We start from the raw sequence: 25,074 nt of genomic DNA, 5'->3' as shown, positions 1-25,074 counted from the left end.
CAAGTGATGGTGGCTAATGCGTGTTGCTTAAAAGTACTTCACCCAAGCAGATTGACTTGAATGCTTAAACTGAGAAAACTTTTTACATGGCCAATAAAGTAGCGCTGCAAGCACAATGGCTGCAAGCCAAACTAACCAAACATTAGGGAACCCCAAGTAAGGGTAGTCGTTAGGGCCAATGACAGTGGTTGTGCCAATGACTTTTGACAGTATAAAGTAGGTAATGAGCAGCACGTATAAATGCAAAATGTAGAAGAACATCGGTACTGAACCAAAGGTTTTTAGCATCGCGCACAGCTTACTTTTTGCAGTTTCTAAATAGGCTAATACAAATGCGCCTATGCCAAGGGTAAAGAGCAAAAACATCAGCGATGGTGGGTATTTGGTAAAGTTCAAAAATGACATCACACTGCGAATAGACTCATCATACATTTGCCAAGGCTGTGACTCGCCATAAATGTTAAAGGCTCTAAGTAGTACCAGTGCAACAAGGCACGCCGTGCCGCCCATGATTAAGGTTTTACGTCGCGTCAATTCATCTACGTTGTGGCTAAATAGCGGTCCTGCTGCGTAGCCCACGGCAATCACGCCTATCCAAGGCAGCACAGGGTATGATGCCCTGATCTTTAACGCCCCTTCGCTGACTAAAAATGCTCTGTCATGCAGGATAGTCCACAGTGAGTAACCCGTTTCATGAGGCGCAAACTCAATAAAACCAAGCGCGTTGTGGCCAAATACAATGGCTAATCCGATGACTGCTATCCAAAGACGGGGCAAGTATAGGAGCGCGGCTAATGCAATCATGCTCACACCAATGGCCCAAATTACCTGTAAGTAGAGGGTGGTATAGGCTGCAAACCACGAAAAATTAACGAGCGTGATTTCAATTAAAATCAAAAATAAGCCGCGTTTAAGTAAAAAGCTCTGTGCACTGCGTGGTGCTTTATTGGCCGGATGGGCATATAACCACGCAGACAAGCCGGTTAAAAAGACAAAAATGGGTGCACAAAAATGCGCGAGTAACCGTGTGAAAAATAGGTCGGGATCGGTACTATCAATATTCATCGGATCAGCGACGTTTTTGTGTAAATAGAACTTTTCGCGTGCATGGTCGACGAGCATGATTAAAATGACCAACCCCCGAAGCATATCGATGGAGTCGATGCGTTTTTTTATAGTTGTCTCATTCATAGTTTAAAAGGCCTGCAAGCAGGCCGTTCCTATTGATTAGAATTGATATTTTAGCGTTGCGCTATACTTTGATGGCTGACCCGGCATCGTCCACATATGAGAATAGGAGTTTGCGTAGTAGCGCTCGTCAGACGCGTTATCTAGTTTCAATTGCAGGCCAAGGTCTTGCGTCAGCTCAACGTTGAAAAACAGATTTACCAGTGTGTAAGCTGGTAGGGTATAGTCTGGGTTGATGGTTTCACCTAACCGCGTGCCGACATATTGGACGTGGGCACCAAAGTCGACAGGGTAACCAGCCAGCGCACGGTTGTGGCGCAATATGACATTCGCACTGTGTTCAGGAATATTAATCAATTGACTGCCCGCGGGTAACTGCACACCCCAATCGAGGTTTACCATATCGTTGGCTGTTTCGGCTTTGGTATATGCGTAGCTAACAGACAACTCAGTTTGATTACTTATATCCCAAGCTAAGTCGAGTTCGACCCCCTTACTTTGTGCTTTACCAAGCGCCGCAGAGAAGCCTTCGTTGACAGGGTCGACTGTTAGAATGTTTGACTTTTCAGCTTGGAAAAGTGCAGCATTTAAACGCACGATATCGTTGGCTGTTGTGAACTTTATACCGGTTTCTAGCGATTTACTCTTTTCCGGTTCGAACGTATTACCTTCAAAATCAGCACCCGCGTTAGGTCTAAATCCTTCTGAATAGCTTGAGTACCAATTCAGCTGCTTATTGATGCGGTATACAACACCAGCACGAGGATTAAACTCTGTTTGTGACTGTTCGCTGGCCGTTTGTTTAAGTTGATTTGTGACCGTTTGTTCAAATTTATCAATGCGCGCGCCAACAAGTATTTGTAATGCGTCCGTGACATCAATTTGATCTTGCAGATATATCCCCCACGCTTGTTGCGCTTCGAGGTTGTGAATGGTTGGACTCATTGCAGGCTTTGCTTGTCCATAAACAGGGTTGAAAATATTGATACTGTAGGTTGAATCACCCTTACCCCAAGCTACACGGTAACGCTGTTGTTCAAAATCCAGTTCATAGTCATAAATATCGGCACCGATAAGCAGGTTATGGTTGAGTTCAAACAGTTGGACATCGCCGCTTATTTCAAATCGTGCCGATAAATCTGTCGCATCATAATCACGATAACGACGTTGTCGATTCAGCGTTTTTCCATCTATGTACAAAAGCTGGCGTCCGGGCGAAAGCTCAGTGTCTGATGAGAGTCCAGTTAGTGAAGATGTACGGTAGCCCAAACCCGCATTGAACATCCAAGTGTTATTCATTTGATGTGAGACTTCAAACTGATGACCTGTCGCTTCGACTTTAATTGGGCCATCACTGGGCTCGCCTAAAAAACGCTCAATGGGTAATTCAAACCCCGGTAAAACAGGAATACCACGGTCAAATGGGATCTCCTGATCGACATGTTCAAGCTCATAGTTAACCTGTGTCGAGTCAGAGACTTTAAAAGTGAATGAGGGCGTTAGTGCGAGTTTTTCAGAGCTGATGGTGTCTCTGTAACTATTGGCTTTTTCATAGGCGCCATTAATACGAAATGCCACAGAGTCAGTGAGTCCATTGGTGTAATCTGCTTCGACTCGACGTTGGGCAAATTCACCCGCAGTTAGTGCGATATAACCACTTTGTTCAAATTGAGGCTTTTTAGTGATGATATTAACGGTGCCTCCAGGTTCACTGCGACCATAAAGTGCAGACCCCGGGCCTTTCAAAACCTCAATAGATTGAATATTAGAGGTATCGCGCAAGCCGCTATAGCCTCTACCGGCACTGAACCCGTTAATCAAATAGGCCGATGGCAGGTTTTCATCACCTGCAAAGCCTCTAATTGCAAAGCTTTCCCAAAGGCCGCCAAAATTATTTTGTCGTGAAATTGCGCTAACCAAGCCCACCGCGTTTTGAAAGTCTTTCACGCCAATATCGTTGAGTAAATCGCTAGAAACGACAGAGACAGATTGCGGCAAATCGTTTATAGAGACATTTCCGCGATAAGGAAGTCGTTTTTCAACGACCTGAATAGTTTCAATTTCTTTATCTTGCTCGTTGGCAAATACAAAATTAGGGACAAGGAGAGAAGAGATAATAAGAGCTAGATACTGCTTAGACACTAGAATACCATTTGTTATGTTATAAAGTATCAATATGGTATTGGTAAAGCAGATACTGCGCAATCATTTAAGTTAAGTAACAGTCAGCGTCGACGAATTAATTATTAATTTTATAAATTGCTGACTGATAGTCTGTTTTTACAACTTAGTGTGATAGGCCTCCGATGTTTTTTATTGGGGCCTATCCTCTGTTGGAGCTGTAATTGAATTAGAGTTTAGCGGCGATAGTTGTTGTGCCACTCTCGCTGTTATCTAGTAAATTAACATAGTATTGTGCAACCTCTTTAGCAGGCATACCTGGTTCTGGATCCATACCCATACTGACCATGGTCTCAGAGATCCAACCCGGTGATATTGCATTAAATCTAATGCGTTCAACTTCAATGGCGGCGGCTTTTACCGCGGCTTCTACGGCGGCATTGACGGTGGTAACAACACTGCTGCCTTTAAAAGGGTGCTGCGCCAATATACCCGAGGTTAATATGATCACGCCGTCGTCGTTGACAAATTTTTCGCCAAATCTGAGCGTATTAATTTGTCCCATCATCTTGTTGTTGATGGCAAGCGTCCAGTCCGTGCTTTGTGCTGTGTGCCAGTCAACCATATTGGCAACACCAGCAGTACAGATAATGGCATCTACCGTGCCGACTTTTTCAAACAGTGCCATTAGTGATTGGGGATCAGACAAATCAAATGCATTTTCAGGGTGACTGAATGACGCTTCGATCACCTCATAGCGCGGTTTTAATGCATCTAGTAACGCGTTACCTAACAAGCCTGTTGAACCAAGTACGAGTATTTTTTTCATAGTCTCTGCTCTCATGATTTATGAATTGAGCTCATTATTTATGAAATCAGTTGTGCGCAGTAGTAGGGTAAAGCTCATTTCAGTTGTGACTAAAATTCATAAATAAAATGAGCTATGAAGCGTTCTGAGCGATGTTATCCACGAGGTAGTCAATCAATAGACGTGTTCTTTTGGGTAAATGCGCTTTAGAGGAGTAATAGAGCCATACTGTACTTGGCGTACTCCAATGGTGGGGTAAGATAGGGATAACTTCTCCGGTACTGAGCTCTGATTCAATATGCCACCTCCCCATGTAGGTGAGCCCTAAATGTTGTAGCATGGCCGCTTTTGCTGCACTGATACTAGAGACCGTTAGGTTACCTTTTGGCTCAATACGAATAAGCTCCTTAGCATCATTTAGTAACGGCCAAGTAAACCGCTGACCTTGTCCCAATGGGCTGTAAACAACACAGTTATGCAAACTGAGATCTTCAAGAGATGCTGGTACACCAAACTTTTCACAGTACTTTCGCGTTGCGAAAATACCAGATTGCATGGTGTATAGTCGTCGCGCTATCAGTCGGCTATCTTCATTTATTTTATTACCAATGCCGATATCAAACCCTTCTTCCACAATATTGAGCGTCCGATCATCGAAAACAAGGTCAAGCTCAATACCTTCATGAGCTTGCAAAAAGGTCGTTAGGTGGGGTAAGACAAATTCACGGCCAAAGCTGTCTGGTAAGTTGATTTTTAGCTTGCCTTTGGCTTGTTGATTTTGCTGCGAGATACTTTCGATGCTGTTGTCAATTTCTAACAATAGCGGCGAAATTTTCTGAAATAAGATCTGACCATCCTCGGTAAGAGAAAACTGTCGTGTGCTGCGATGGAACAAACGAGTACCTGTTTGCATTTCAAGTGCGGATATACTTTTGCTTACAGCGGACGCAGATACGCCTAGCTTACGTCCTGCACCTGAAAAGCTGCCTTCTTTTGCTGCTGCGATAAACATGGGAAGTTGGCTAGGAAGCATGTCATTTCAATTTTAGATAGGTATTTACCTATGAGTATATGGTGTCTCAGAAGGTTAGGTAAAGGGTTGTAATCACTACATTTTAATTAGGCAATATAACTGCAACGTGCATGAAATGAAGCGGGTGTGTTTTGTTGCGGCCAAATACCAGTTTTACATCAAAATTAATTAAAAATTTCACAATGATATAAGTTGCAAGCGTGAGTATCTCAATTGTGGCGAAATATTCCATCCTAACTCTATGCTCTAATTGGTAATTCTATGAAATTAATGATCTTTTAATTACAACTTTTAATCTGTAAATCTGAGATACGAATTGAGTCAGCGTTAATGAATTAGCCAATAAAGGTAAAAATGAAAGCAAAATGTAAAAAATGAGTGTTAATTTACAAGTGTTGCGCAACATTCATAAATTTAATAACTCAAAAACATGAGGAAAACCATGAAATTTAATTACGCTGCAATACTTGGCGTCATCTCTGCGATCACATTGTCACCAGCCGCTGATGCATATCTATATAAAGATCCAGGTTATGTTGAGCGCAATGTGCGTTCAATTCAAAAAAATGACGTTATTGGGCAGTCTCATCAGTACCGTGATCAACAGGGGTGGATGTATGTTGATCAAGTCGCAAACGGTGCAACTCAGGGCTTTTATCAAGCTGGAAATTGGCTGAAACTACACAATCGCAATTTCAAAATGTCGATTGGTGAATTGGAATTTGCTTTTAACCCCAGCAAGTTAGATTGTACTCAGGGCATGAGCTTTAACTTTACCGTTGGTGACGACACAGTAGCGAGCTTCAAACCGAATTGTGATGATCTTTTGAATGCATCTATCACTTACCCTGTGGAATATTACTTTGATTTAATCCCTGAAGTAATTAAGCCAAAAGTTGAGCTACCACTCGATCCGCTTGGTTTGCTAAAAGTGGGTGTAAAGTTTGGTGCGGGTATTGAAGCTGGCGCTGAGTTTACCGTAGGCGGTGTTGTTGGTGGACATGGCAATGAAGAGCCATTTGAAGTTGACGGTGTAAGACGCCCAGACTATTTATACGCAGCTGTTGAGCCGTATGTGAGTGGCTTAGTATCAAGCTCAGCGTATGGTAGCTTTGGCCACGGTATTTCTGAAGCAGGCGTAAAAGGAAAGCTAAACCTATTGAAAGTAAAAGGTAAAGGCTACGTTGAAGCTGGTATTCGTCGTGTAGTTCAAGATGAGCAAGTTATTGAACAAGGCTTCTTAGAGCTCAAAGTGAGCACTAAGCTAACAGGTGGAGATGGAAAAATCCAAGCTTACTGTAAAAAGCTTTGGGGCTTGTTGCAGTTTAATGTTGACGTAATGAAGTGGGATCCACTTTATACACGTGAAACGGTGCTATACGAATACGCAAGCCCTGTTTGGGAAGCGCTTTAATATTTGACTGTGGTGGCCCCGGCCACCACTTTGAGATAAGAACATGAAAAAAATAACGATTATTGCGATATTTGTCATTGCTGTTAGCGCATTTTTGGTATTAAAGGACTCAGATAGCAAACCCTCAGTGCAAGTGACATATACAGCCTCTGAATCAATGCAACCGATGCATAAGGATAACCAGGAATATGGGTATCAGGTTGAGATCCATTCAGCGGTTTTAAGTGAGAAAGGTACTGCAATTACATACTCAGATCTCAGCTGGCAGATGTATTTCAAGCCAAAGACTGAAGGGGCATCAGATTTGGTGGCGATGCTCACGAATATACAGTTCACGTCAGACAACAAAGCTCAAGAAATGCCTACCCAGTTGCCATTTTATATGACCTACAAGGATGGTCAGTTTACCAAGTTAAACTTACTCGGGTTAGGTGAACAACACACGTTATCTGTGCTACCTAAGGTACTGGATTTGATGAGTTACTCGCTTAGCGCTGCTTTGACATTTGAAGACGCGCAAGGGATGAAAACTTATCGCTATACCCAAAAAGATAACGCGGTAAGTCGCACGAGAATAAACACAGCATCCCACCCAGAACGCGAAGAAGAAGAGCAGTGGCAGCTAACGCTTAATGATAACGGCTCTATTTGGGTCGGTATTCGCGAGCTTAACTATCATAATCAACAGGTTTGGCAGCAAGGTGAGCAACATTATGATGTCGTACAGTCGGTATTTGTGAGACCCATCGACTTTACAAGCTTTGACTATGTTGGCTGGAACAGTAACCAAAATGGGACAGTGTCCACAGCTCAATTAAAGGCCAAACAAGTCTATGACATCACAGACGAAAATTTGCTTTCTCATTTAACTGAGCTCAAATCGTCTTTGGATGCGGATCTTGCTGCACAGTTGGGTAAATACCTGCTGGCCAATCAGGACCCAAATGAGATTAAGTCGTTATTGATGAATCATGTAAGACTCAACTCGGCATTGATTTATGCGTTACAAAAAGCGCAAACCCCGCAAGCAGAGCAAATGCTGTCTGATCTGATCAGCGATGAAGAACTGGGTCAGCAAGTACGACAAAAAATAGTGATGGCCCTCGGGCGGTTTGAAAATGCCACAAATATTGCGTTTTCGAGCTTACAAACGGTGGCTGATAACGCTGAGAATAGTGCGCTGTCGAACATGGCAATGCTGAGCATCGGCACTATGAATCGCTTTTCACCCATGCAGTCTCAGCAGGTTGCTGGGTTTTTAAATACTAAACTCTCGGATCCAACTCAATTGCCTACGGCAATACTGGCTATAGCCAATAGTAAAAACCCTGAATTGGTCGAAAAGCTGCCTAATTACTTACATCATAGTGACACTCAGGTTCGCAATAACACGATCAAATCTTTGGCGCATAAAACAGAGTATCAAGATCAAGTAATCGCAAGTTTAGTGCAATCGCCTCATGTCACAACAATAGACTCTTTCACTCGGGTATATCAGCAAGCGAATTACAAACTGTCTGAAAATAATGTCGATAGGCTGCAAGCGCTTTACCGCGAACAAAATAATCCGCTTATTAAAAAGCGCTTAGCGGTAATTTTAGATATTTAATCGGGCTTGAGTAGCCAAGATAGTTGGCTACTTTCTCTCCTTTGAAATGCAATACAACCAAATAAGTGCTGTGGGGGCACAGTCAGTTGTAAAGCGCCATCTATTGCATTAACTGTAATAAACTTTAATCACTTAAAGAGTGGTATTTACTTTTTTCTGAATTTAATGTTGTTTTACTTGGGCTTCATGCTTCTCTGCTTACATGTGTAATTAAGTGTAATGGATTTGGCACTTTAATATTGTTAAAAACACACTATTCAAGCTTGGTTTCGAAAATTAGGTTTGGAACATGCCATAAATATAATCATTCGAAAGGATAAACTATGAATAGTCAATTGAGGTTTTTGCTTCTACTGATAAGCGTGATATTGCCTTGTTATACATTAGCAAGCTCAATGAGTGCGGTGGAAGAGAATACAGATAGATTCGGGCGAGAATACCGAAACTTTGCCGTGCAAAGTAATGATCAAAACGTGTGCTTAGCTGCGTGTGAAAATGATGACAGATGTCGCTCTTGGACCTATGTGGACCCAGGTTATCAGCATACAAATGGTATGTGCTGGTTGAAAAGTGCCCAAAATACTTCCACTCCTTGCACATATTGTACATCGGGGTACAAAACGGTAACTCACTTTAGTGATATGGGGGCACAAGAGACGCAAACAGATCGGTTAGGTAATGAATATTATCATGTACTACTGAGTGCTGGTGCTCAAGCTTCTGAATGCAAAACTATGTGTCAAGAAGATGGCTTATGTGGTTCATGGACTTATGTTGATGCAGGCATTCAGGGTCCAACGCCACGGTGCTGGCTGAAAAGCTCTGGTAATGCGCCAACAACCTGTAACTATTGTACCTCGGGTGTTAAAGAACAGACTTTGACTTTAAGCCCAGTAGCTAGCAATCAACAACGTGTTGGTAACACATATAAGACACTTTCTGTGACTTCTGAATTAGCATGTATGCAGCAATGTGAAGACGATAATAAGTGCATGTCTTGGAATTATAATTCGGCCCTGACTTCAAACTCGTGTGAGTTGAATGTGACGCCCAATGATGCAACAGCAGGTACGGGCACATCCGGCTTTAAGGTTAAAAAAGATACCATTTTAGCTGCCGGTCAAGCGCATACGTGCTTTGTACAAGCAAGTGGCGCAGTAAAATGTTGGGGCACCAATACCTACGGACAGCTTGGCGACGGTACAGTGAATGACTCAAGTACGCCAGTGTCAGCAGGCTCACTGAGCAATGCCACTCAAATTGCAGCGGGCAATAACCATAGTTGTACCATTTTGGCAGACCGCTCAGTGCAATGCTGGGGTCGAAATGATCACAAACAACTAGGTGATGGCAATACAACAAATTCTTCAACCCCGGTATCCACTAACTCGGTTGCGAATGCGATTCAACTAGCCGCAACTGATAATTTCACGTGTGCAGTACAAGACAGCGCTGAAATAACACTTAATAATGTCGTGAGTACCGAACGAGGTGTTATTAAGTGCTGGGGTTCTTTTCCGATTCTAAACAACAGAAATAGTTGGAGTGGCAGTGACCCTCAAAATATTGTCAGTACTGAACTTGTGGGCGTGAAACAAATTGCGGTTGGCAACCCATTAGGTGCTGGGCATGTGTGTGCGGCAATGCATACAGGTGAGGTTAAGTGCTTAGGTAAAACCATCCTAAGTGGCTCTCGTAGCATGAAAAATGAAATTTCTACGATTTCAGGGATTAGCAATGCTGTAGATTTGGTCAGTAGTGATGTTGTTGCGTGCGCCATTGATGCTGGTTCAGAGCCAAGCGAAAATAAGCTAATGTGTTGGGGGTTCATTGATGGTGCACAGCACCTAACGCCCATTGAGTTCGCTTATCTAAAAGGTGCGCAGCGCGTGGCCATTACAGGTGAAAATGAACCGACGTCTAGAGTATGCGCGGTGATGTACGATGGCACTATAAAGTGTTCAGCGTATGGTGACGGTGACTACACAGTGAGCGGGATCGCGGATGCCATACAAATCGCCAATGCCGACGGAAAATCATGCGCGTTGATTGCTAACGGTGAAGTAAAGTGTTGGGATGATGCGGCAGGCTCAACGCCAACTACACCTGTAAATGTGAGCTTTTAATCATTAGCAAACCGATGCGCCACTGAATGTTTAAAAAAGATGTGGCGCATTTTCACCTTGGTCTAATCACTATTGATAATACTTTTTAGCGCCGCAACATGATTATTAAATGCTAATTGACCAAGGTCTGTTAATGATACCCAAGTACGTGGGCGACCGTTGTAGCTGCGCTTTTTCGCTTCAATGTAATTGGCGTCTTCCAATGCTTTGAGTTGTTTCGAAAGTACTGAGTCACTCACATCTAGTTGCTCTTTTAGGAGCCTAAAGTCTAATTCAGCACTGGTCGCTAACATTGCGCAAATGCGTAACCTATTTGGGGCATGAATAATGGGATCTAACTCTGGCATCTCTATTTTTCCTCTACCACGGTTTCTCCTGTAGGGAGCTTGATAAGCAGCCAAAACATGACAATTGAAGCCGTTGCGGCACAAATGTGTGGCGCCCAATCAAGGCTTATGTCGGTGCGTAAAAATCGGCTGAAAAACCCAAGGGCTGCAAACCCAATTGCTGCATACGCATTTATTTTCTCAGCTTTAATAGAGCGAGGGATGATACGGATTTTGATCCCTTGTATTTTATATAAGTAATAATAAAGCGCAGTAGATAAGGTAAAGATGATTGCGCCAACTATCATTGCCAGCGCCCAATTGTTTTCGTGCTCGGTCATACCATAACCAAAGAATATCGCCCCATAACTTAAACTCATGATCAGTCTCAACCAAACTGGCGGTGAATATTCAATGAGCAGGTTTTGTTGAATATTGTGCACCGCGTTAAGTGCATCTTTTGCTTCTGTCTGAGATGGTAAATCGTTTTTCACTGGGTACTTCCTTTTACTTTCCATGGTGGAAACTTAGTCTAATTTATAACTTTCCGCTTTGGCAAGTTATAATTTTCCGTGATGGAAAGTAAATGAAATTAAGGGTATGAAGTTCTATGAATTGAGTTTTTACTCTAAATTCAGGGTTCGTTGCTTGCTAACTGGTTCTACCACTTGTAAGCTAAAAGTTATGCACTCTTAATTTTTTGCCGTTATGCCAAATATAACCAGTAGAGAAATCACAATTATTTGTGAGGATAATTACCCGTTAGCAGCGACCGTTTACCAATCAAACAATGATGTAAAAGGGGCTGTTTTAATAGGTCCTGCAACAGGGATTAAGCGTCAGTTCTATACTGCATTTTGTGAGTTTTTAGCGAGTCACGATTATGGTGTCTTGAGCTATGACAACCGCGGTATTGGAGACTCCTTGCAGGGGGAGGTTGGCAAGCATCCAGCCAGCTTGCAATGTTGGGGTCAGCTAGACCAGCCAGCTGCCATCGCTGCCTTAATTAAAGCGTTTCCTGATTCAAACTATCATTTAATAGGGCACAGTGCTGGGGGTCAGTTAATCGGTCTAGCACCTAATGCAAAAGAACTGACATCCATGTTCAATTTTGCCAGTTCTTCTGGTCGGTTGTTGAATATGAAAATACGAGACCAGTTTAAGTCTCACTTTTTTATGAACATGTTTATTCCATTTTCTAATTTATTGTTTGGGCATACCAAGTCACAGTGGTTTGGGATGGGTGAACCACTCCCTGCAGCAGTGGGTCACCAATGGCGTACATGGTGCAATGGGGGTGGCTATGTCAAAACCGCATTTGGCAAGACCATTGATAAACACTATTTTGAAGAGCTGACCTTGCCTGCTCTGTGGGTGAATGCCGTGGATGATTTTATTGCAAATGACAAAAATGTCAGAGATATGATGTCAGTCAGCCCCAACATAAAAGCGCAGACATTGACCCTAGACCCGAAAGAGCATGGTCTAAAAGAAATTGGCCATATGAAATTTTTTAGCCGAAAATCTCATTCCCTTTGGCACATTCCATTGCAGTGGTTGGATAGCCATTCACGTAAATGACTTTGCTAAGATGTTATTTCCAATCATCAAACTGAGCCAGTAAAAAATCAATTGCGAGCCTCGCACGCAGAGGCATAAATTGCTTATTTTGATAAACAATCCAGCTTGTTGCGCCACTGATACAATAGGGCTCTAAAATTGGCACTAGGGTTTTTTGTGCGAGTGATTCAGTAAAAGTACTTTGCGGCATGTAAGCAATACCAAGGCCTTTTTCACAAGCTTCTAGCACGACATTGGCATTGTTGCTGCGCCAGTTACCGGTTACCTTAATGCTTTGCTTTGTGCCATCAATATTGAATGTCCAGTGATCATTATTTGCAATAATACAGCGATGACTTTTAAGTTGATTAGGGTGGTTGGGGGTGCCATGTGCTGCAAGGTAACTTGGCGCGGCAACCACCATCATTGAACGGCTAATTAGTCTGCGCGCAATGAGATTAGAGTCATTGAGCTCACCATAGCGAATCGCGAAATCGATGCCATCTTCGACAAAGTTAACCATGCGGCTGTTGAAGTCGATTTCAATATTTAATTCTGGGTGCTGTTTGGCAAATTCCATCAATGCGGGTGCGATATAACGTTCAGCAAATGCACCAGCCGCACTGACTCTAAGCGTGCCACTAAGATTAAACTGTTGCTGGTTTAACTGTTCGTTGGCCTGTTGTAATCCAGCGACGAGTTGCTTACATTGCTGATAGTAAAAAGCACCGTTTTCTGTGAGGTTGATTTGGCGGGTGGTTCGCGCCAGCAAGATACTGCCCGTGCGCTTTTCCAAGCGCGCAACTTGTCGACTGATATGGCTAGTAGAGCAGCCCAGTTTTTTGGCGGCTGCCGAAAACCCGCCGCTCTCAGCAACTGCAACAAATTCGAAAATACCATCAAAGCTATCCATCTAGTTCCTCTACAATCTATCTAAAGGCGATATCGTATATGCCAACATTTAACGCTTATTATTGCTAAATAGCAAAAGAGATTCACAGATTTAGATAATTATCATTCATGCGGTAACAATATAGAGTTGAATTACACAACCTCACAGACAACATTTACTTAAGGTATTGATCATGAAAAAAGTACTTATCCCTGTAACAAATCACGCAACGTTAGGCAGTACAGATCAAGCAAATGGTACCTATGCACCTGAGCTGACACACGTAATACATGTGTTAAACGCACATAATATCGCATTTGATATTGCCTCAATTAATGGCGGTAAAGCACCACTGTATGGTACGGATATCGCAGAAGATGCTGTAAATAATCAGATATTGGGCGATGAATCTTTTCAAACTCAGGTCAACAACACAGTACCGCTTTCGCAAGTGAATATGGATGAGTATGACGCTATTTTTTATCCTGGCGGTTTTGGCTTGTTGTCAGATTTGGCAAGCAATGAAGAGGTTGGCACACTGGCAGCTAGGCACTACGAGTCAGGCGGTATTATCGCTGCGGTTTGTCATGGTCCAGCCGCCTTGTTGCCAATTACGCTCAGTTCAGGCGAGCCTTTACTTGCGAGCAAATCAGTGACCGCATTCACGCGAGAAGAAGAAGTCGACTTTGGCACCATCAATGACATTCCATTCCTGTTAGAAGAAGCTTTGGCCAGAAAAGCAGCCAAATATAGCAAGGTACAGCCATGGAATGAGCTGGTGATTGTGGATGAACGGCTTATTACAGGTCAAAACCCTGCAAGTGCGCACGCCGTAGGCGAGGCGTTAGTAAAGCAACTGGCTAAGTAATAAAGACTTTTGAGCGAAAAGGAATAAAGGTTTGATAATGAATCAAAGTACCCATATTAATCGTCAGATCACTTTAGCGGCACGTCCAAACGGAGCGCCAATACAGAGTGATTTTAAGCTGGTGGAGTCGCCTGTACCAACCCCCGCTGATGGTGAAATGTTGTTAAGAACACGCTATCTATCATTAGACCCATATATGCGTGGCCGAATGAATGATGCTAAGTCATATGCAGACCCCGTTGGACTTGGGGAAGTGATGGTAGGAGGCAGTATCTGCCAAGTGGAAATATCAAATCATGCTGATTTTGAACAAGGTGATTTGGTTGTCGCATTTGGTGGCTGGCAAGATTATTGTGTGTCTGATGGCGTTGGGGTGATCAAGCTTGATAAAACGATGCAAAATCCATCGTATGGATTAGGCGTGTTGGGTATGCCAGGTCTTACGGCTTACATGGGATTGCTAGACATTGGCAAGCCTCAGGCTGGTGAGACATTAGTTGTGGCAGCGGCGACGGGTGCTGTAGGCAGTTTAGTGGGTCAGATAGCTAAGCTTAAAGGCTGTAAGGTCGTGGGTATCGCAGGTGGTCAAGAAAAGTGTGACTACGCAGTTCACGAGCTTGGCTTTGATGCTTGCATTGATCATCGCGCTACAGATTTAGATGAACAGCTTGTACAAGCTTGCCCCGATGGCATTGATATTTATTATGAAAATGTCGGAGGCAAAGTTTTTGATGCGGTATTACCGTTACTGAATACCAAAGCACGGGTTCCCCTGTGCGGCTTGATATCTCAGTATAATGCGACGGAGTTACCCGCAGGCCCCGATCAAATGGGTTTGCTAATGGGCAATATGTTAGTCAAAAGAATTAAAATGCAGGGTTTTATCGTGTTTGATGATTACGGCCACCGCTATAAAGAGTTTCAAGATGCTATGGTGCCTTGGCTATTGTCTGGCCAAATCAAATATAAAGAAGACACCGTCACGGGGCTTGAGCAGGCGGTCACTGCATTTATCGGATTGTTACAAGGTAAGAACTTTGGCAAGCTAGTTGTGCAAGTTGGCCCTGAGCAATTAGATCTTGGGGCTAAGTTATGATCAAAGTACATCATTTAAACCAATCTCGCTCCACGCGGATACTCTGGTTGTTGGAAGAGCTGCAAATGGACTATCAGGTTGAGCATCACCTGCGTGATGAGCAAACCCGTCTTGCGCCTGCTAGTCTAGGTCTAGTACACCCGCTCAGTAAAGCCCCGATTATCGAGCACAAAGGCCTTAAAATATGCGAATCTGGTGCGATTGTGGAATACATATTGGATCAAGCCAAGGAAAGTGACCTGCGCCCTGAAAAAGGAACTCGCGCATACTACCAATACCTTGAATGGAGCCATTTTGCAGAAGGGTCATTGGCGCTGCCTGTGATCGCCAGCTTGTTGATGCAGATGGAGTCGCGAGATGGTTCGCAAGCGATGGATGGTTATATCGCAAAAGAACTCAACCTGGACTTGTCGTTTATCGATGCAACCTTATCAAAACAGCGCTATTTTGCTGGCGAGCAGTTCAGTGCTGCTGACATTATGATGACTGTTTTATTGGAAATCGCGCTAAGTGTCGGCCTAATTGAAAGTAGGCCGCATATTTCACGTTATTTAGCAGAGGTGCAAGGGCGTAGTGCATACCAAAAAGCGCGGGCTTATGGCTAACTAACACTCAGTAAAGCCCGATGTTTATCGGGCGGTATTCTCTGCCTTGATAGGTATTACAGTGCTGACTTGTTTTGCAAAAGCTGGATGATATCGCGATATTGATATCGCTTGGCCAGTTCTAGCGGCGTATCACTTTCGTAGGTCGTTAAATGCGTTGTCGCTCCCCCTTGCAAAAATGCTTTGGCGGCTGCTGTGTTACCATGCCAAATTGCATCATGAAGTGGGGTATAGCCATTATTTGGCCCTTGTGCATTGAGTACTTCTTTGGCTTTTGGTGCATTGAGCAGTAACTCAACAATTTCGGGGTGTCCCATATATCCGGCTTTATGAAAAGCGATCGCGTTCATCGGATAGCCCGGAATCGTTTGATCTGCGCCATTATCTAACAGCAGTTTAACGATTTTTGGATAACCGTCTCTGGCTGCGACAAGCAAAGGTGTGTGCCAGTCATTGGGGCTAGAGTATACAGGTCTGCGCTGATTGACATCTTGTCCATAATCTATGAGCAACGAGATGCGCTTTATTTTTTGTGCTTCACTGAGAAGCGAGTCTTCCACCACGTTTAAAATCTTTTGTTTGGCTAGCGCATGCTTTAATTCAGCATGTTTTTGATTGAACAGCTCGCTCAAAGCGTTATACAGCTTGGCCTCATGGGGCTCGATATGTTTGTCCCATCCTCCAATCATGTCTGCCGCAGTTGTGCCTGTGCGTGTTTTGAGATTGATATTTAACTCTGGGTATTGAAATAAAAGCTCGATATTCGCTTCTTTAGAATACCAGGCCGCAACCATCAAGGGGGTAAATCCAGAGCGAGGGGCCTGTAGGTTGATAAATGCGCCTCTATCTAACAAATACTTCAAGATGTCGTCATGATCTGTTTGGGCGGCAATATGCAGAGGGGAATTGCCCATTGCACTGTCTAATTGGTTTACATCTGCGCCACTTTCGACAAGTTTTTTCACTTTTTGTAAGTCGCCTGCAATGACAGCTTGATGCAACGATGGCAATGGATTGGCGTGCACATGACCAATCACTAAAGTGGCAACCAAAGTTGAAATACGCACAACATGTTTGAGCATTGATACCCCTTGCAAATGTGTAAAAAGAAGCCGCAGTATAAGTGAGCGCACGGCTATGCATTAGATGAGTAAAAGCTATTTAATTATTAGTTTTAGGCTAATAATTAAAGTTACCACAAATGGCTGACTGCTCTAATCAATGAAAACCTTTAAATGAAAGTGATACTAGTGTGATTGTGGCTAATTAATTCTTCTTTGCAAACTCACTTACTTCGACGAACTCATCATTACAGTGAGTGATAACACCACGCGTGTTTGTTGAAGAAATAAGTTTAATTCCCTCAGCAATTTCAAATTCGTTTTGAGTCACGGTTCGGTTTCTCATGATTTACCTCCAAATTGGTTAAATCAGTTAATGCTTAGCACTTGCTGCTAAGCGACTTTCGTCCCAAGTTGCAGCCTTTTCTAAATGCGCACTTTATTCCTTTTGCGCGGCGCTCGCGCTGAATGCTTTTACGACCCGCTATAAAAAAATGAATAACGACCACCGATTTGTTATTCAAGTTTTTGAACTCTCTAGCGAAAACTCTTCATTAGCTGAGAGTTTTGAGTGAGTGTTAGCCTAAAAGTGATGAAGTGCGGCTCATCAGGGAAAGGGAATAAGGTAAATGGTCAGTCTAAATGGGTGATTTGTACTGCGAATGGGTAATGAATAAGCGAACTTTAAAATGACACTATCTAAAACAAAAGTCTTTGAATACAACAAGAAAGGGCATATATTTAAACGCATCGCGAAGAAAAATGCAGAATCTGTTCTTATGTTAGATGTATCTGATATTCATATACTTAGCACAATTTCTGAGACCGGAAGTATCAATAAGGCAGCTGAGAAGTTATTTATGTCTCAACCCACATTGAGCAAACGTATTTCTCGGCTGGAGCAAGTATTAAAAGTTGAGCTGTTTCATCGCAATAGCACCGGCATGAAACCCACCGATGTCACAAACTACCTCATCAGCAATGGGAAGCAAATACAATCGAAGCTGGACGCGATGTGTCGCCATGTTGAGCTACTGTCTAATTTAGAGGGTGGAACACTGAATATCGGAGTAAGCCCGATCATTGAACAGTTGTTCTTTCCGAAAGTGTTGATGGATTTTGTTGAAGATTCAAATAATGTTGAGATTTCGTTCCAGGTCGCGCTGCCTGATAAGTTACAACAAGGCATTCTGGACGGTGATTTGGACATTGCCATTGGCCCATTTGTGCGGGGAGAACTACCACAAGAGTGGGTCATTACCGAAGTTAAAAATGAATCATTGATTTTTGTGGTGAGGGCCGGACATCCAATTTTAAAAAGCAGAGGCCCGGTCAGTATTGCCGATCTAAATAAATACCCAGTCATAGGTCCTGCAATGAATAAACCCATAGCGGACTTTTTAACAAGCCATGGGATGTCCTTACCACTCAATATTACCTGTGATAACTATCATATTTCCAAGTCCATTGTGATGATGTCAGAACATTACACAGGGGGGCCTAGAGAGTTGTTTTCTAACGAACTGTCCAACGGAGACTTGGTCGAAGTTAAGATCGAAGCTGAGATACCTTGGCGAGCCTACTGTATTACACGCCCTGAGACCATTTATGCGCCAACAGTTAAAAAGTTTATCGACATACTCAATCAATATACTGTTTAAATAATTGAGCCTTAGCAGGGCTTAATTTGTACTGTTTAGTTTTGTTATTCCAAAATTTTGCAACCCTAGCCAAAGATTATAATTATTCTTTTGTGCAGTTAGCCGTTAGTCTAATCACAGATTTCAAAACGCCTTGATAGCGTACTACAAACTGAGTTTGTCTTTGTAACAGCCGGCGTTAAATAAATACTGACATGAGCAGCTTAACGAGAAGTGAGATTTAAATGACTAACCTTAGAAGTGTATCGCCTTTTACCAGTTTATCGCCTGCGCAATTGAAACATGACTTTGCAACCATGAAGGCGGCATATAATCGCAATCCAGCCCCAAGCTTTGAGGAGCGTGTTGCCGTACTAAAGGCGCTCAAAGTCGCACTCATCAAAAACGAACACGTTTTCTATCAGGCGCTTAAGCAAGATTATGGATACCGTAGTGAATTTGACACCTTGATTGCCGATGTTTTACCTAGTGTTGCAGGCATTAACTATGCGATTAAGCACCTCAAAAAGTGGATGAAACCGTCTAAACGTCACGCTGGTCTTATGTTGTCGCCATCCAAAGTGAAAGTACATTATCAGCCTCTCGGCGTTGTCGGTGTGATCACGCCATGGAATTTCCCGATCTTTTTATCAATGGGCCCTGCAATCCAAGCACTTGCAGCAGGTAATCGCGTAATGATCAAAATGAGTGAGTTTACGCCAAATGCAAATAATGCGCTCAGAGAAGCATTAAGTGGATTGAGTAAACATATTCAAGTATTTGAAGGGGAAGCAGATGTTGGCGCTGCTTTCTCTGCACTGCCTTTTGATCATTTGATTTTTACGGGGTCTTCAACGGTTGGGAAGTTAGTGGCTAAATCGGCTGCCGACAATCTTACTCCGATTACTTTAGAGCTGGGCGGAAAGTCGCCAACAATTGTTGATGACAAGATCAGCATGGATATAGCGGTTGATGCTTTGATTGTTGGTAAATCAGTGAATTCGGGGCAAATATGTGTTTCTCCAGACTATGTATTCGTACCAGAGTCGAGAAAAGATGAATTTGTTGAAACTTTCCTAGCACGTTACCGTGAATATCACCTCGACAGTTCAGATAGCAACAGTCAGACTCATATTGTCAGCGCAAGGCAATATCAAAGACTGATGGGATTTATAGATGACGCTAAAGCGAAAGGCGCACATATTCATGCCGTAAAAGACATAGATACGCGCTTGGGACGATTGGTTTATCCACACATAATAACAGATGTAACTGCGGATATGTCTGTCATGCAGGAGGAAATTTTTGGCTCAATATTGCCTGTCATTACATACTCAGACATAGGTGAAGTACTCAATTACATAAACGAACGTCCAAGACCACTTGCACTTTATATCATGTCGAATAACAAGACATTGATTGACCGGGTTATTACCAATACGCACAGTGGTGGCGTCGCAATTAATGACACTGCCATGCATGTTGCAGCCGATGATGCACCGTTTGGTGGGGTAGGTAATTCAGGTATGGGGCACTACCATGGTTATGAAGGCTTTTTGACTTTTTCTAAAGCAAAAACGGTGTTGTATTCAAGTGCGAGGCTTCCTAAAAACCGATTTATTTTAAAAAACAGGGATTTTGTTTTTAACACTCTTCGACGCTTTTTACTCAAGTAATGACCGTACGGTTTGGCTTTTTTATAAAGCCAAACCGAATTTAAAACGTCATCACGACAAGTTATCTCAGGTTACTATGGGTTGGTTCGTTTCAATGTCTGTGTTTGTATGCTTTCAAAAGGCCCTCTTTATGGCGGTATTGGGTTTTCTGCCATAGGGGCCTTGAGTGTACCGCTAACTGATGTTGTACCAAACCTGCAAGACGCCATAATCGTCCTGTTGTACAGGTTTAGCTCTATTTTTATGGCAATTGTCATAGCTGTCTTAGTGATGTGGCTGCTTGACAATCTCGTTATCAAAAAGCTTTTCAGTATTCTAAGTAGCGGATACGCAAAGTCATAGTCATTGAGTGAATCCATTAAATGTTTTGCTGATAAACAAGTCTTTTTGTTTGATATTCACCAGCGGTTTCCAAGTTGAGACCATAAATGGAAATTGCACGATGCCGGTTTCTTGGCCAGTCGGAACGAGCGCCATAAATGGGTGACGTTTGTAAGGTTTTGGTTGTGACCCTGAAATTTGCTTAGCAATCGAGTTTGCTAAGTATTTACCTTGCTCAACGGCCAAGTACCCCAATTTGGCCTCGCCCACATCCGCAATGTCGCCTATGGCATACATATGTTGTTGTCCAGTTACGGCAAGTGCCTCATTCACTATGACTTGACCTTGCGGGTTCAATACGTGTGCATAATGTCGCTTTAAAAATTCGTTATTTGGGATAACACCTGTTGCGCTAAAGGTGATATCTGGATTGATTTTAGCTCCATTGGTTGTGTTGACGAGCCCATCTTCAGTGTCTTGGTAGCGGGCATTAAACTGCACTTCAACGCCAATGCGTGTCAGTTGACTGAGCGCTTTTTTGCTTGCCTTGCTTTTGAATCCATTGAGAAGGTGAGGCCCATTGTGTGCCAAAGTCACTTTGAGGTGCGGTATTGCGTAAGCAAGTTCGCCCGCAAGCTCGACACCGACAACGCCGCCGCCAAGAATGAGTACGTCCTTAGCTTGTTTGAGCGCTTCATGATACGTTTGCAATTCATTATTTCTGCTCTCGAGAGAATTTGCATCGACTGACTTTGCAAGCGGTAAGCTTGGGTATCTGGACCCCGACGCGATAACGACTTTATCGAAATGGATTGTTTCGCTGCTTGCGAGCACTGCGAAATGAGTATTGAGTTCGACGACTGCGCTTTGGATAAATTGACCATCGAGAAAGTCGACGTAACGCTTTCTCGACTTTCCGTTGTTTTTCTCAGGATGCGCGACATCTCTCAGTACGGCGTAAGTCACCTCAAAATAATCCTTTTTATCCACTAACGTCGTGTTTATACCGCGTTTTTCTAGCGCTTGTGCAGTGGAGGCACCTGCAAAACCACCACCAATGATTAATACCTGTGTTTTCATATCTCTGTCTTAATTGAATTCGAGCGATGTAAGTAGCTTAACCTGTTGCGAAAGCGCAATGAATGATTGAAAATGCAACCAGTGTGTGCGTATTTGCAACGAGAATTGGAATGAACAAATGGACTGAAATGAAAACGGCCTATCGTCTAGGTAAGCTTGGTACGCTGAGTGCGACGGCGGAAGATTTGGGTATTCACCGCAGTACCGTTATGCGTCATATTGATGCATTGGAAGCTGCTTTGTCTGTTAAGCTTTTTCAACGCAACGACCGAGGCTACATACCGACCGAAGCTGGGTTAGAAGTCATGCGACTTGGGGAGGTGACAGACGTTCAGTTTACGCAGTTTGCAAATAAAGCAAGCAGCGCTGAACGTGAGTTAGCTGGCGTTCTTAGCATAACATGTGTCAGTGAATTAGCCCCCATGCTGATGCCGCTAATTATGGAATACCAGACCCTATTTCCAAAAATGCAGGTAGATATACTTGGCGATATTCGCAAGTTTGCCCTAGAGTACGGCGAGGCTGACATTGCCATTAGAATGGGTCCAAGGCCAGATACACCAGATAATATCGTTTTTGAATTTGCACAGCTCGAATTAAAGCTATGTGCTCATGTCGATTATATCGAACGCTTTGGTACTCCAAACAAAAGTAATATCACGGAGCATAAGTTCATCGCGCTAAATGAGCGGGTGGCCCATCTACCTTGGAATGAGTGGGTTTATAATCACATTCCAACGCAGCAAATTGTGCTGACAAGCTCCGTTGGGCAGGTCCTTAATTACGCATTACATCATGGGTTTGGCATTGGTGTATCCACCAAAGAAACCATCGCAAACAATTCTGCGCTGATTGAAGTCGATATTGGACAGCAATGGCAAGTAAATGCATGGATGTTGGTACATCGAGACATGTTGAATATGCCAAAAGTAAGGGCGTTTATTGATCTTGTAAAGCAAAGGAACCCTGATGGATTGAGCCTCAATGTATGAGTTTTTAGATTAATTAAATACGATTATCTTTAAAATATAAATATTTTTAATTGCAATTATTGGTATTTTAATCTTTATCTATTCATTACTTCTTATTTTAATACTTAAATTTTTAATTTGTTTTTAGTTTTTTTGTGCCTTTTCTCTACTTTTTGTTGATTTTTTCAGGATTTTTAGTTTTTTTTGTTTCTTGATTTGGGACGTGTTTGTTGTATATTGCGCAAAATAGAATTTTAACTCTATTTTGATTTGGTATTTAAAGGGAAAACTTAATGAATTTTAAAAAAACCATTTTGACAACGACACTTGCCTTAACAACATTGACTGCTGGGGCATCTCAAACTAGCGACCATCAATTAATACACAACTCAAGTAAAAATAGCGAATGGAGTTGGCTAATTGATTGGGTATTCGAACGAGCACATAAGTACGCTAAAAGTAACACCCATATTCCAGAACAAAATGCGATACGTTTTATTGGTGATATGCATAACGGTTATGACAATGACATTGCTAGCTTGTCAATGGCTGCCTGCGGAAAAGATAAAAGATCTAAATGGTTAGCTCCTTGGTTATCTGGAATCACGAAAGCTGGTACAGCTGATGTTGACGTCTATTTTGTGGGTGGTGACTACAGCCGTAAGATTGACAAATACCTTGTTTCTACTGGTACTCCATATGAGATTGAGTCTAAAAACTATAAACGTGCCGGTGTAAAGCGTTTTGCTGATTTTAAATATAGCTGGATGATCAGTGATAGAAATGGTTATACAGTTATCAACAACTCGGGTAAACACGATTATAACTTTGATCATGTATTTCAAGGACGTGGTAAAAAGTTGCTTAATGGAGTTGTATTTTCTGACTATGAAATCGGTTTTTCAATCGGAATTGAAGCCTCTAGCAGTGGTGGTGGGTATAATTATGAAGGAATAGACTTTAAGCCGATCTGGGGTAAGGATATGGGAGTATATGGATGTGGTGCGACACAAGTTGTTATCGAAACAAACACTCGTCCTGAAATTAGGTCACTCTCATTTACTCCTTGGGGTAGTAACTTTGGCAGATTTATGGCGATCGATATCGACATATTTGATAAGCATACAGCAAATAAAAACCTTAAAGTTGATTGGACTTTTTATTATGATGGCCGTGTATTAAATTCAAACCCTGGTCATTTGATGCATCCAGCATACTTACCTGCTAACAAGCGTAATACATACAGATACAAAGTCACAGTAAGTGATGGTCACCTGACGACTGTGAAGCAAGGTATTGTAAGGTAAATGATGAGTAGAACTAACTTTTCTTTATTAGTTCTAGCTTCAAGTGTATTGATTATATTTATTTTTATTCAATACAATTCACTTAGCGCGAAAGCGCTAAGTGATAAAGCTAAAATTACGAATGACAATATCTTAGCGATAGAGGTCAATGAAAAAGTAGAACCACTTACAGACGTTGAAAATGAAGTAATTAAAGCCGGTTCTTTAGATTATTTTGAACCTGTTAACTTTGAATTTAAAGATCAGACATTGCCTTTATACGAGCTGAAAGAGCGATTAATAAATGGTGAAGCAGATGCAGCAAAAGCATTTGTTTTGAAAAATAGAGAGTGTTATGCAACGCGAGGCTACGAAAGCGCAGATTTATTTTTAGCAAACTACGACCAGCATATGGATATGGAGTATGAGTCGGCTAAGGCGCTTTTTGAGAGTTGCAGTGGTGGAGTTCTTGATTACGAAGAGCTAAAAGTGTTGCTGTATAAAGGGCTTTCAGGCTCTCAGAAAGATTTATATCAAATTGCAATCATAGAGTTTTTACCAAGTAACTTTAATGAGAGGCATCGCCTTTTAATCGATGCAGTTAGACAAAACCTTGATGTTGATAGTTACCTACTCGAGCTGTTTTCTTTGTCAGCTCAAAACTCAAGAAATCATTATTTTTTTGCCAATATACTGATAAATAAAAACATATCTATACCACCAAGTTATGAGATGAATATTGAACAGAGTATCTTAGAGTATCGAATTAGTAATGAGAGTCCAGACGATTTAGAGCAGTTAAACAATTTAGCCAAGATGATTGCAACACGTTCAGATGATGTTGACCAAGGTATGCTAGATGAGCTATTCAAAGACAATTTCTAGCCTTAAAGAAGGTACCTTTATTTAGATAAAAGCTCGGACTAATGACCTGATTATGATTACGAACTATTTGAGCTTAAATGCTCATTAATATGTGTGAAAGGCGCTTTGGGAGCAAGTAGCTTTTCTTTGATTTATATATCGCATGATGAGCAACTTACCTTATACCTTGGATCGTGTTGAGCCCATCGGTGAAAAGCTGTTTCTCTTCGGTATAAATCTTCAAGAAAACGATAGTGTGTAAATTTTCTATTTAGTAGTTCCGCCATCTATTGACAGTGAAAGGTATTCGGCTGATTTCTAGAAAAAGAACATAATAACCGTGCATTCAGCTATAAAAAGGTGACTAACAACTATTTTATAGCTCTTATTGAAGTCGATATTGGACAGCAATGGCAAGTAAATGCATGGATGTTGGTACATCGAGACATGTTGAATATGCCAAAAGTAAGGGCGTTCATAGATCTCGTTAATCGCGCTTCTTTACACTTGGCGTTTGATATTTAGCCAA

The 25,074-nt window shown here is 42.3% G+C and carries 23 protein-coding genes; 13 read left to right on the top strand and 10 right to left on the bottom strand.

The window, feature by feature from the left end:
* Positions 1-27 precede the first annotated feature (27 nt).
* The 4 genes from A7985_RS07280 to A7985_RS07265 all read right to left on the bottom strand — a co-directional run bounded on the left by A7985_RS07280 (position 28) and on the right by A7985_RS07265 (position 5,150).
* The gene (locus A7985_RS07280; RefSeq protein WP_065789747.1) at positions 28-1,191 is read right to left on the bottom strand and encodes a DUF1624 domain-containing protein; all 1,164 of its coding nucleotides are present in this window, start codon (positions 1,189-1,191) and stop codon (positions 28-30) included.
* Positions 1,192-1,227: 36 nt separating this feature from the next.
* Complete coding sequence (locus A7985_RS07275) at positions 1,228-3,330, bottom strand: TonB-dependent siderophore receptor (protein ID WP_065789746.1); 2,103 nt, start codon at positions 3,328-3,330, stop codon at positions 1,228-1,230.
* Positions 3,331-3,538: 208 nt separating this feature from the next.
* Positions 3,539-4,138 carry a short chain dehydrogenase gene (locus A7985_RS07270; protein WP_065789745.1) on the bottom strand — a complete coding sequence of 200 codons (600 nt, stop codon included), beginning with the start codon at positions 4,136-4,138 and terminating at the stop codon, positions 3,539-3,541.
* A gap of 112 nt (positions 4,139-4,250) precedes the next feature.
* Positions 4,251-5,150, bottom strand: coding sequence for a LysR family transcriptional regulator (locus tag A7985_RS07265; RefSeq protein WP_065789744.1), 900 nt, complete (start codon positions 5,148-5,150; stop codon positions 4,251-4,253).
* 442 nt (positions 5,151-5,592) lie between these two features.
* On the opposite strand from A7985_RS07265, the gene A7985_RS07260 reads away from it, so the two are divergent.
* From A7985_RS07260 to A7985_RS07250, 3 genes are all read left to right on the top strand, one after another.
* Positions 5,593-6,564 carry a hypothetical protein gene (locus tag A7985_RS07260; RefSeq protein ID WP_063364488.1) on the top strand — a complete coding sequence of 324 codons (972 nt, stop codon included), beginning with the start codon at positions 5,593-5,595 and terminating at the stop codon, positions 6,562-6,564.
* Positions 6,565-6,607: 43 nt separating this feature from the next.
* Complete coding sequence (locus A7985_RS07255; RefSeq protein ID WP_065789743.1) at positions 6,608-8,173, top strand: HEAT repeat domain-containing protein; 1,566 nt, start codon at positions 6,608-6,610, stop codon at positions 8,171-8,173.
* A 323-nt stretch (positions 8,174-8,496) separates the two neighbouring features.
* On the top strand, positions 8,497-10,299 hold the full coding sequence (locus tag A7985_RS07250) for a PAN domain-containing protein (protein WP_065789742.1): 1,803 nt from the start codon (positions 8,497-8,499) through the stop codon (positions 10,297-10,299).
* 62 nt (positions 10,300-10,361) lie between these two features.
* On the opposite strand, the gene A7985_RS07245 is transcribed toward A7985_RS07250, so the two are convergent.
* Positions 10,362-10,646 (bottom strand): transcriptional regulator, encoded by a 285-nt coding sequence (locus tag A7985_RS07245; protein WP_065789741.1) that lies wholly within the window; start codon positions 10,644-10,646, stop codon positions 10,362-10,364.
* Between the two features lie 2 nt (positions 10,647-10,648).
* Positions 10,649-11,119: a hypothetical protein gene (locus A7985_RS07240; RefSeq protein ID WP_065789740.1), complete on the bottom strand. Its 471-nt coding sequence runs from the start codon at positions 11,117-11,119 to the stop codon at positions 10,649-10,651.
* Between the two features lie 214 nt (positions 11,120-11,333).
* On the opposite strand from A7985_RS07240, the gene A7985_RS07235 reads away from it, so the two are divergent.
* Positions 11,334-12,206: an alpha/beta hydrolase family protein gene (locus tag A7985_RS07235; RefSeq protein WP_065789739.1), complete on the top strand. Its 873-nt coding sequence runs from the start codon at positions 11,334-11,336 to the stop codon at positions 12,204-12,206.
* A gap of 13 nt (positions 12,207-12,219) precedes the next feature.
* On the opposite strand, the gene A7985_RS07230 is transcribed toward A7985_RS07235, so the two are convergent.
* Entirely contained in the window at positions 12,220-13,098 is an 879-nt protein-coding gene (locus A7985_RS07230) for a LysR family transcriptional regulator (protein WP_065789738.1), read from the bottom strand.
* A 172-nt stretch (positions 13,099-13,270) separates the two neighbouring features.
* Between A7985_RS07230 and A7985_RS07225 the strand changes: the two genes are divergently transcribed.
* Genes A7985_RS07225 through A7985_RS07215 form a run of 3 tightly spaced genes read left to right on the top strand, consistent with a single transcriptional unit; the run spans position 13,271 to position 15,646 of the window.
* The gene (locus A7985_RS07225; protein WP_065789737.1) at positions 13,271-13,945 is read left to right on the top strand and encodes a type 1 glutamine amidotransferase domain-containing protein; all 675 of its coding nucleotides are present in this window, start codon (positions 13,271-13,273) and stop codon (positions 13,943-13,945) included.
* A 37-nt stretch (positions 13,946-13,982) separates the two neighbouring features.
* Complete coding sequence (locus A7985_RS07220) at positions 13,983-15,041, top strand: NADP-dependent oxidoreductase (RefSeq protein WP_065789736.1); 1,059 nt, start codon at positions 13,983-13,985, stop codon at positions 15,039-15,041.
* Positions 15,038-15,646, top strand: coding sequence for a glutathione S-transferase family protein (locus A7985_RS07215; RefSeq protein WP_065789735.1), 609 nt, complete (start codon positions 15,038-15,040; stop codon positions 15,644-15,646). Before A7985_RS07220 ends, A7985_RS07215 begins: the two co-directional genes overlap by 4 nt.
* A 56-nt stretch (positions 15,647-15,702) precedes the next feature.
* On the opposite strand, the gene A7985_RS07210 is transcribed toward A7985_RS07215, so the two are convergent.
* The gene (locus A7985_RS07210) at positions 15,703-16,728 is read right to left on the bottom strand and encodes an ankyrin repeat domain-containing protein (protein WP_081310451.1); all 1,026 of its coding nucleotides are present in this window, start codon (positions 16,726-16,728) and stop codon (positions 15,703-15,705) included.
* 184 nt (positions 16,729-16,912) lie between these two features.
* Positions 16,913-17,053: a hypothetical protein gene (locus A7985_RS26425; RefSeq protein ID WP_176716699.1), complete on the bottom strand. Its 141-nt coding sequence runs from the start codon at positions 17,051-17,053 to the stop codon at positions 16,913-16,915.
* A gap of 343 nt (positions 17,054-17,396) precedes the next feature.
* Between A7985_RS26425 and A7985_RS07205 the strand changes: the two genes are divergently transcribed.
* A complete protein-coding gene (locus A7985_RS07205; RefSeq protein ID WP_218061284.1) occupies positions 17,397-18,368 on the top strand; it encodes a LysR family transcriptional regulator in 972 nt (323 codons plus the stop codon).
* Between the two features lie 224 nt (positions 18,369-18,592).
* A complete protein-coding gene (locus A7985_RS07200) occupies positions 18,593-20,023 on the top strand; it encodes a coniferyl aldehyde dehydrogenase (RefSeq protein WP_065789734.1) in 1,431 nt (476 codons plus the stop codon).
* Positions 20,024-20,365: 342 nt separating this feature from the next.
* On the opposite strand, the gene A7985_RS07190 is transcribed toward A7985_RS07200, so the two are convergent.
* Positions 20,366-21,424, bottom strand: a complete 1,059-nt coding sequence (locus A7985_RS07190) for an NAD(P)/FAD-dependent oxidoreductase (protein ID WP_065789732.1) — start codon at positions 21,422-21,424, stop codon at positions 20,366-20,368.
* Between the two features lie 110 nt (positions 21,425-21,534).
* Between A7985_RS07190 and A7985_RS07185 the strand changes: the two genes are divergently transcribed.
* The 4 genes from A7985_RS07185 to A7985_RS26420 all read left to right on the top strand — a co-directional run bounded on the left by A7985_RS07185 (position 21,535) and on the right by A7985_RS26420 (position 25,070).
* Positions 21,535-22,416 (top strand): LysR family transcriptional regulator, encoded by an 882-nt coding sequence (locus tag A7985_RS07185; protein ID WP_065790050.1) that lies wholly within the window; start codon positions 21,535-21,537, stop codon positions 22,414-22,416.
* Between the two features lie 272 nt (positions 22,417-22,688).
* Positions 22,689-23,702 (top strand): hypothetical protein, encoded by a 1,014-nt coding sequence (locus tag A7985_RS07180; RefSeq protein ID WP_065789731.1) that lies wholly within the window; start codon positions 22,689-22,691, stop codon positions 23,700-23,702.
* Positions 23,703-24,566, top strand: coding sequence for a hypothetical protein (locus tag A7985_RS07175; RefSeq protein WP_065789730.1), 864 nt, complete (start codon positions 23,703-23,705; stop codon positions 24,564-24,566). It begins immediately after the preceding gene.
* Between the two features lie 339 nt (positions 24,567-24,905).
* On the top strand, positions 24,906-25,070 hold the full coding sequence (locus A7985_RS26420) for a hypothetical protein (RefSeq protein ID WP_176716698.1): 165 nt from the start codon (positions 24,906-24,908) through the stop codon (positions 25,068-25,070).
* Positions 25,071-25,074 lie beyond the last annotated feature (4 nt).

Source organism: Pseudoalteromonas luteoviolacea (assembly GCF_001696455.1).
Taxonomy (GTDB): Bacteria; Pseudomonadota; Gammaproteobacteria; order Enterobacterales; family Alteromonadaceae; genus Pseudoalteromonas; species Pseudoalteromonas luteoviolacea_C.
This window is presented reverse-complemented; position numbering and strand designations above follow the sequence as displayed.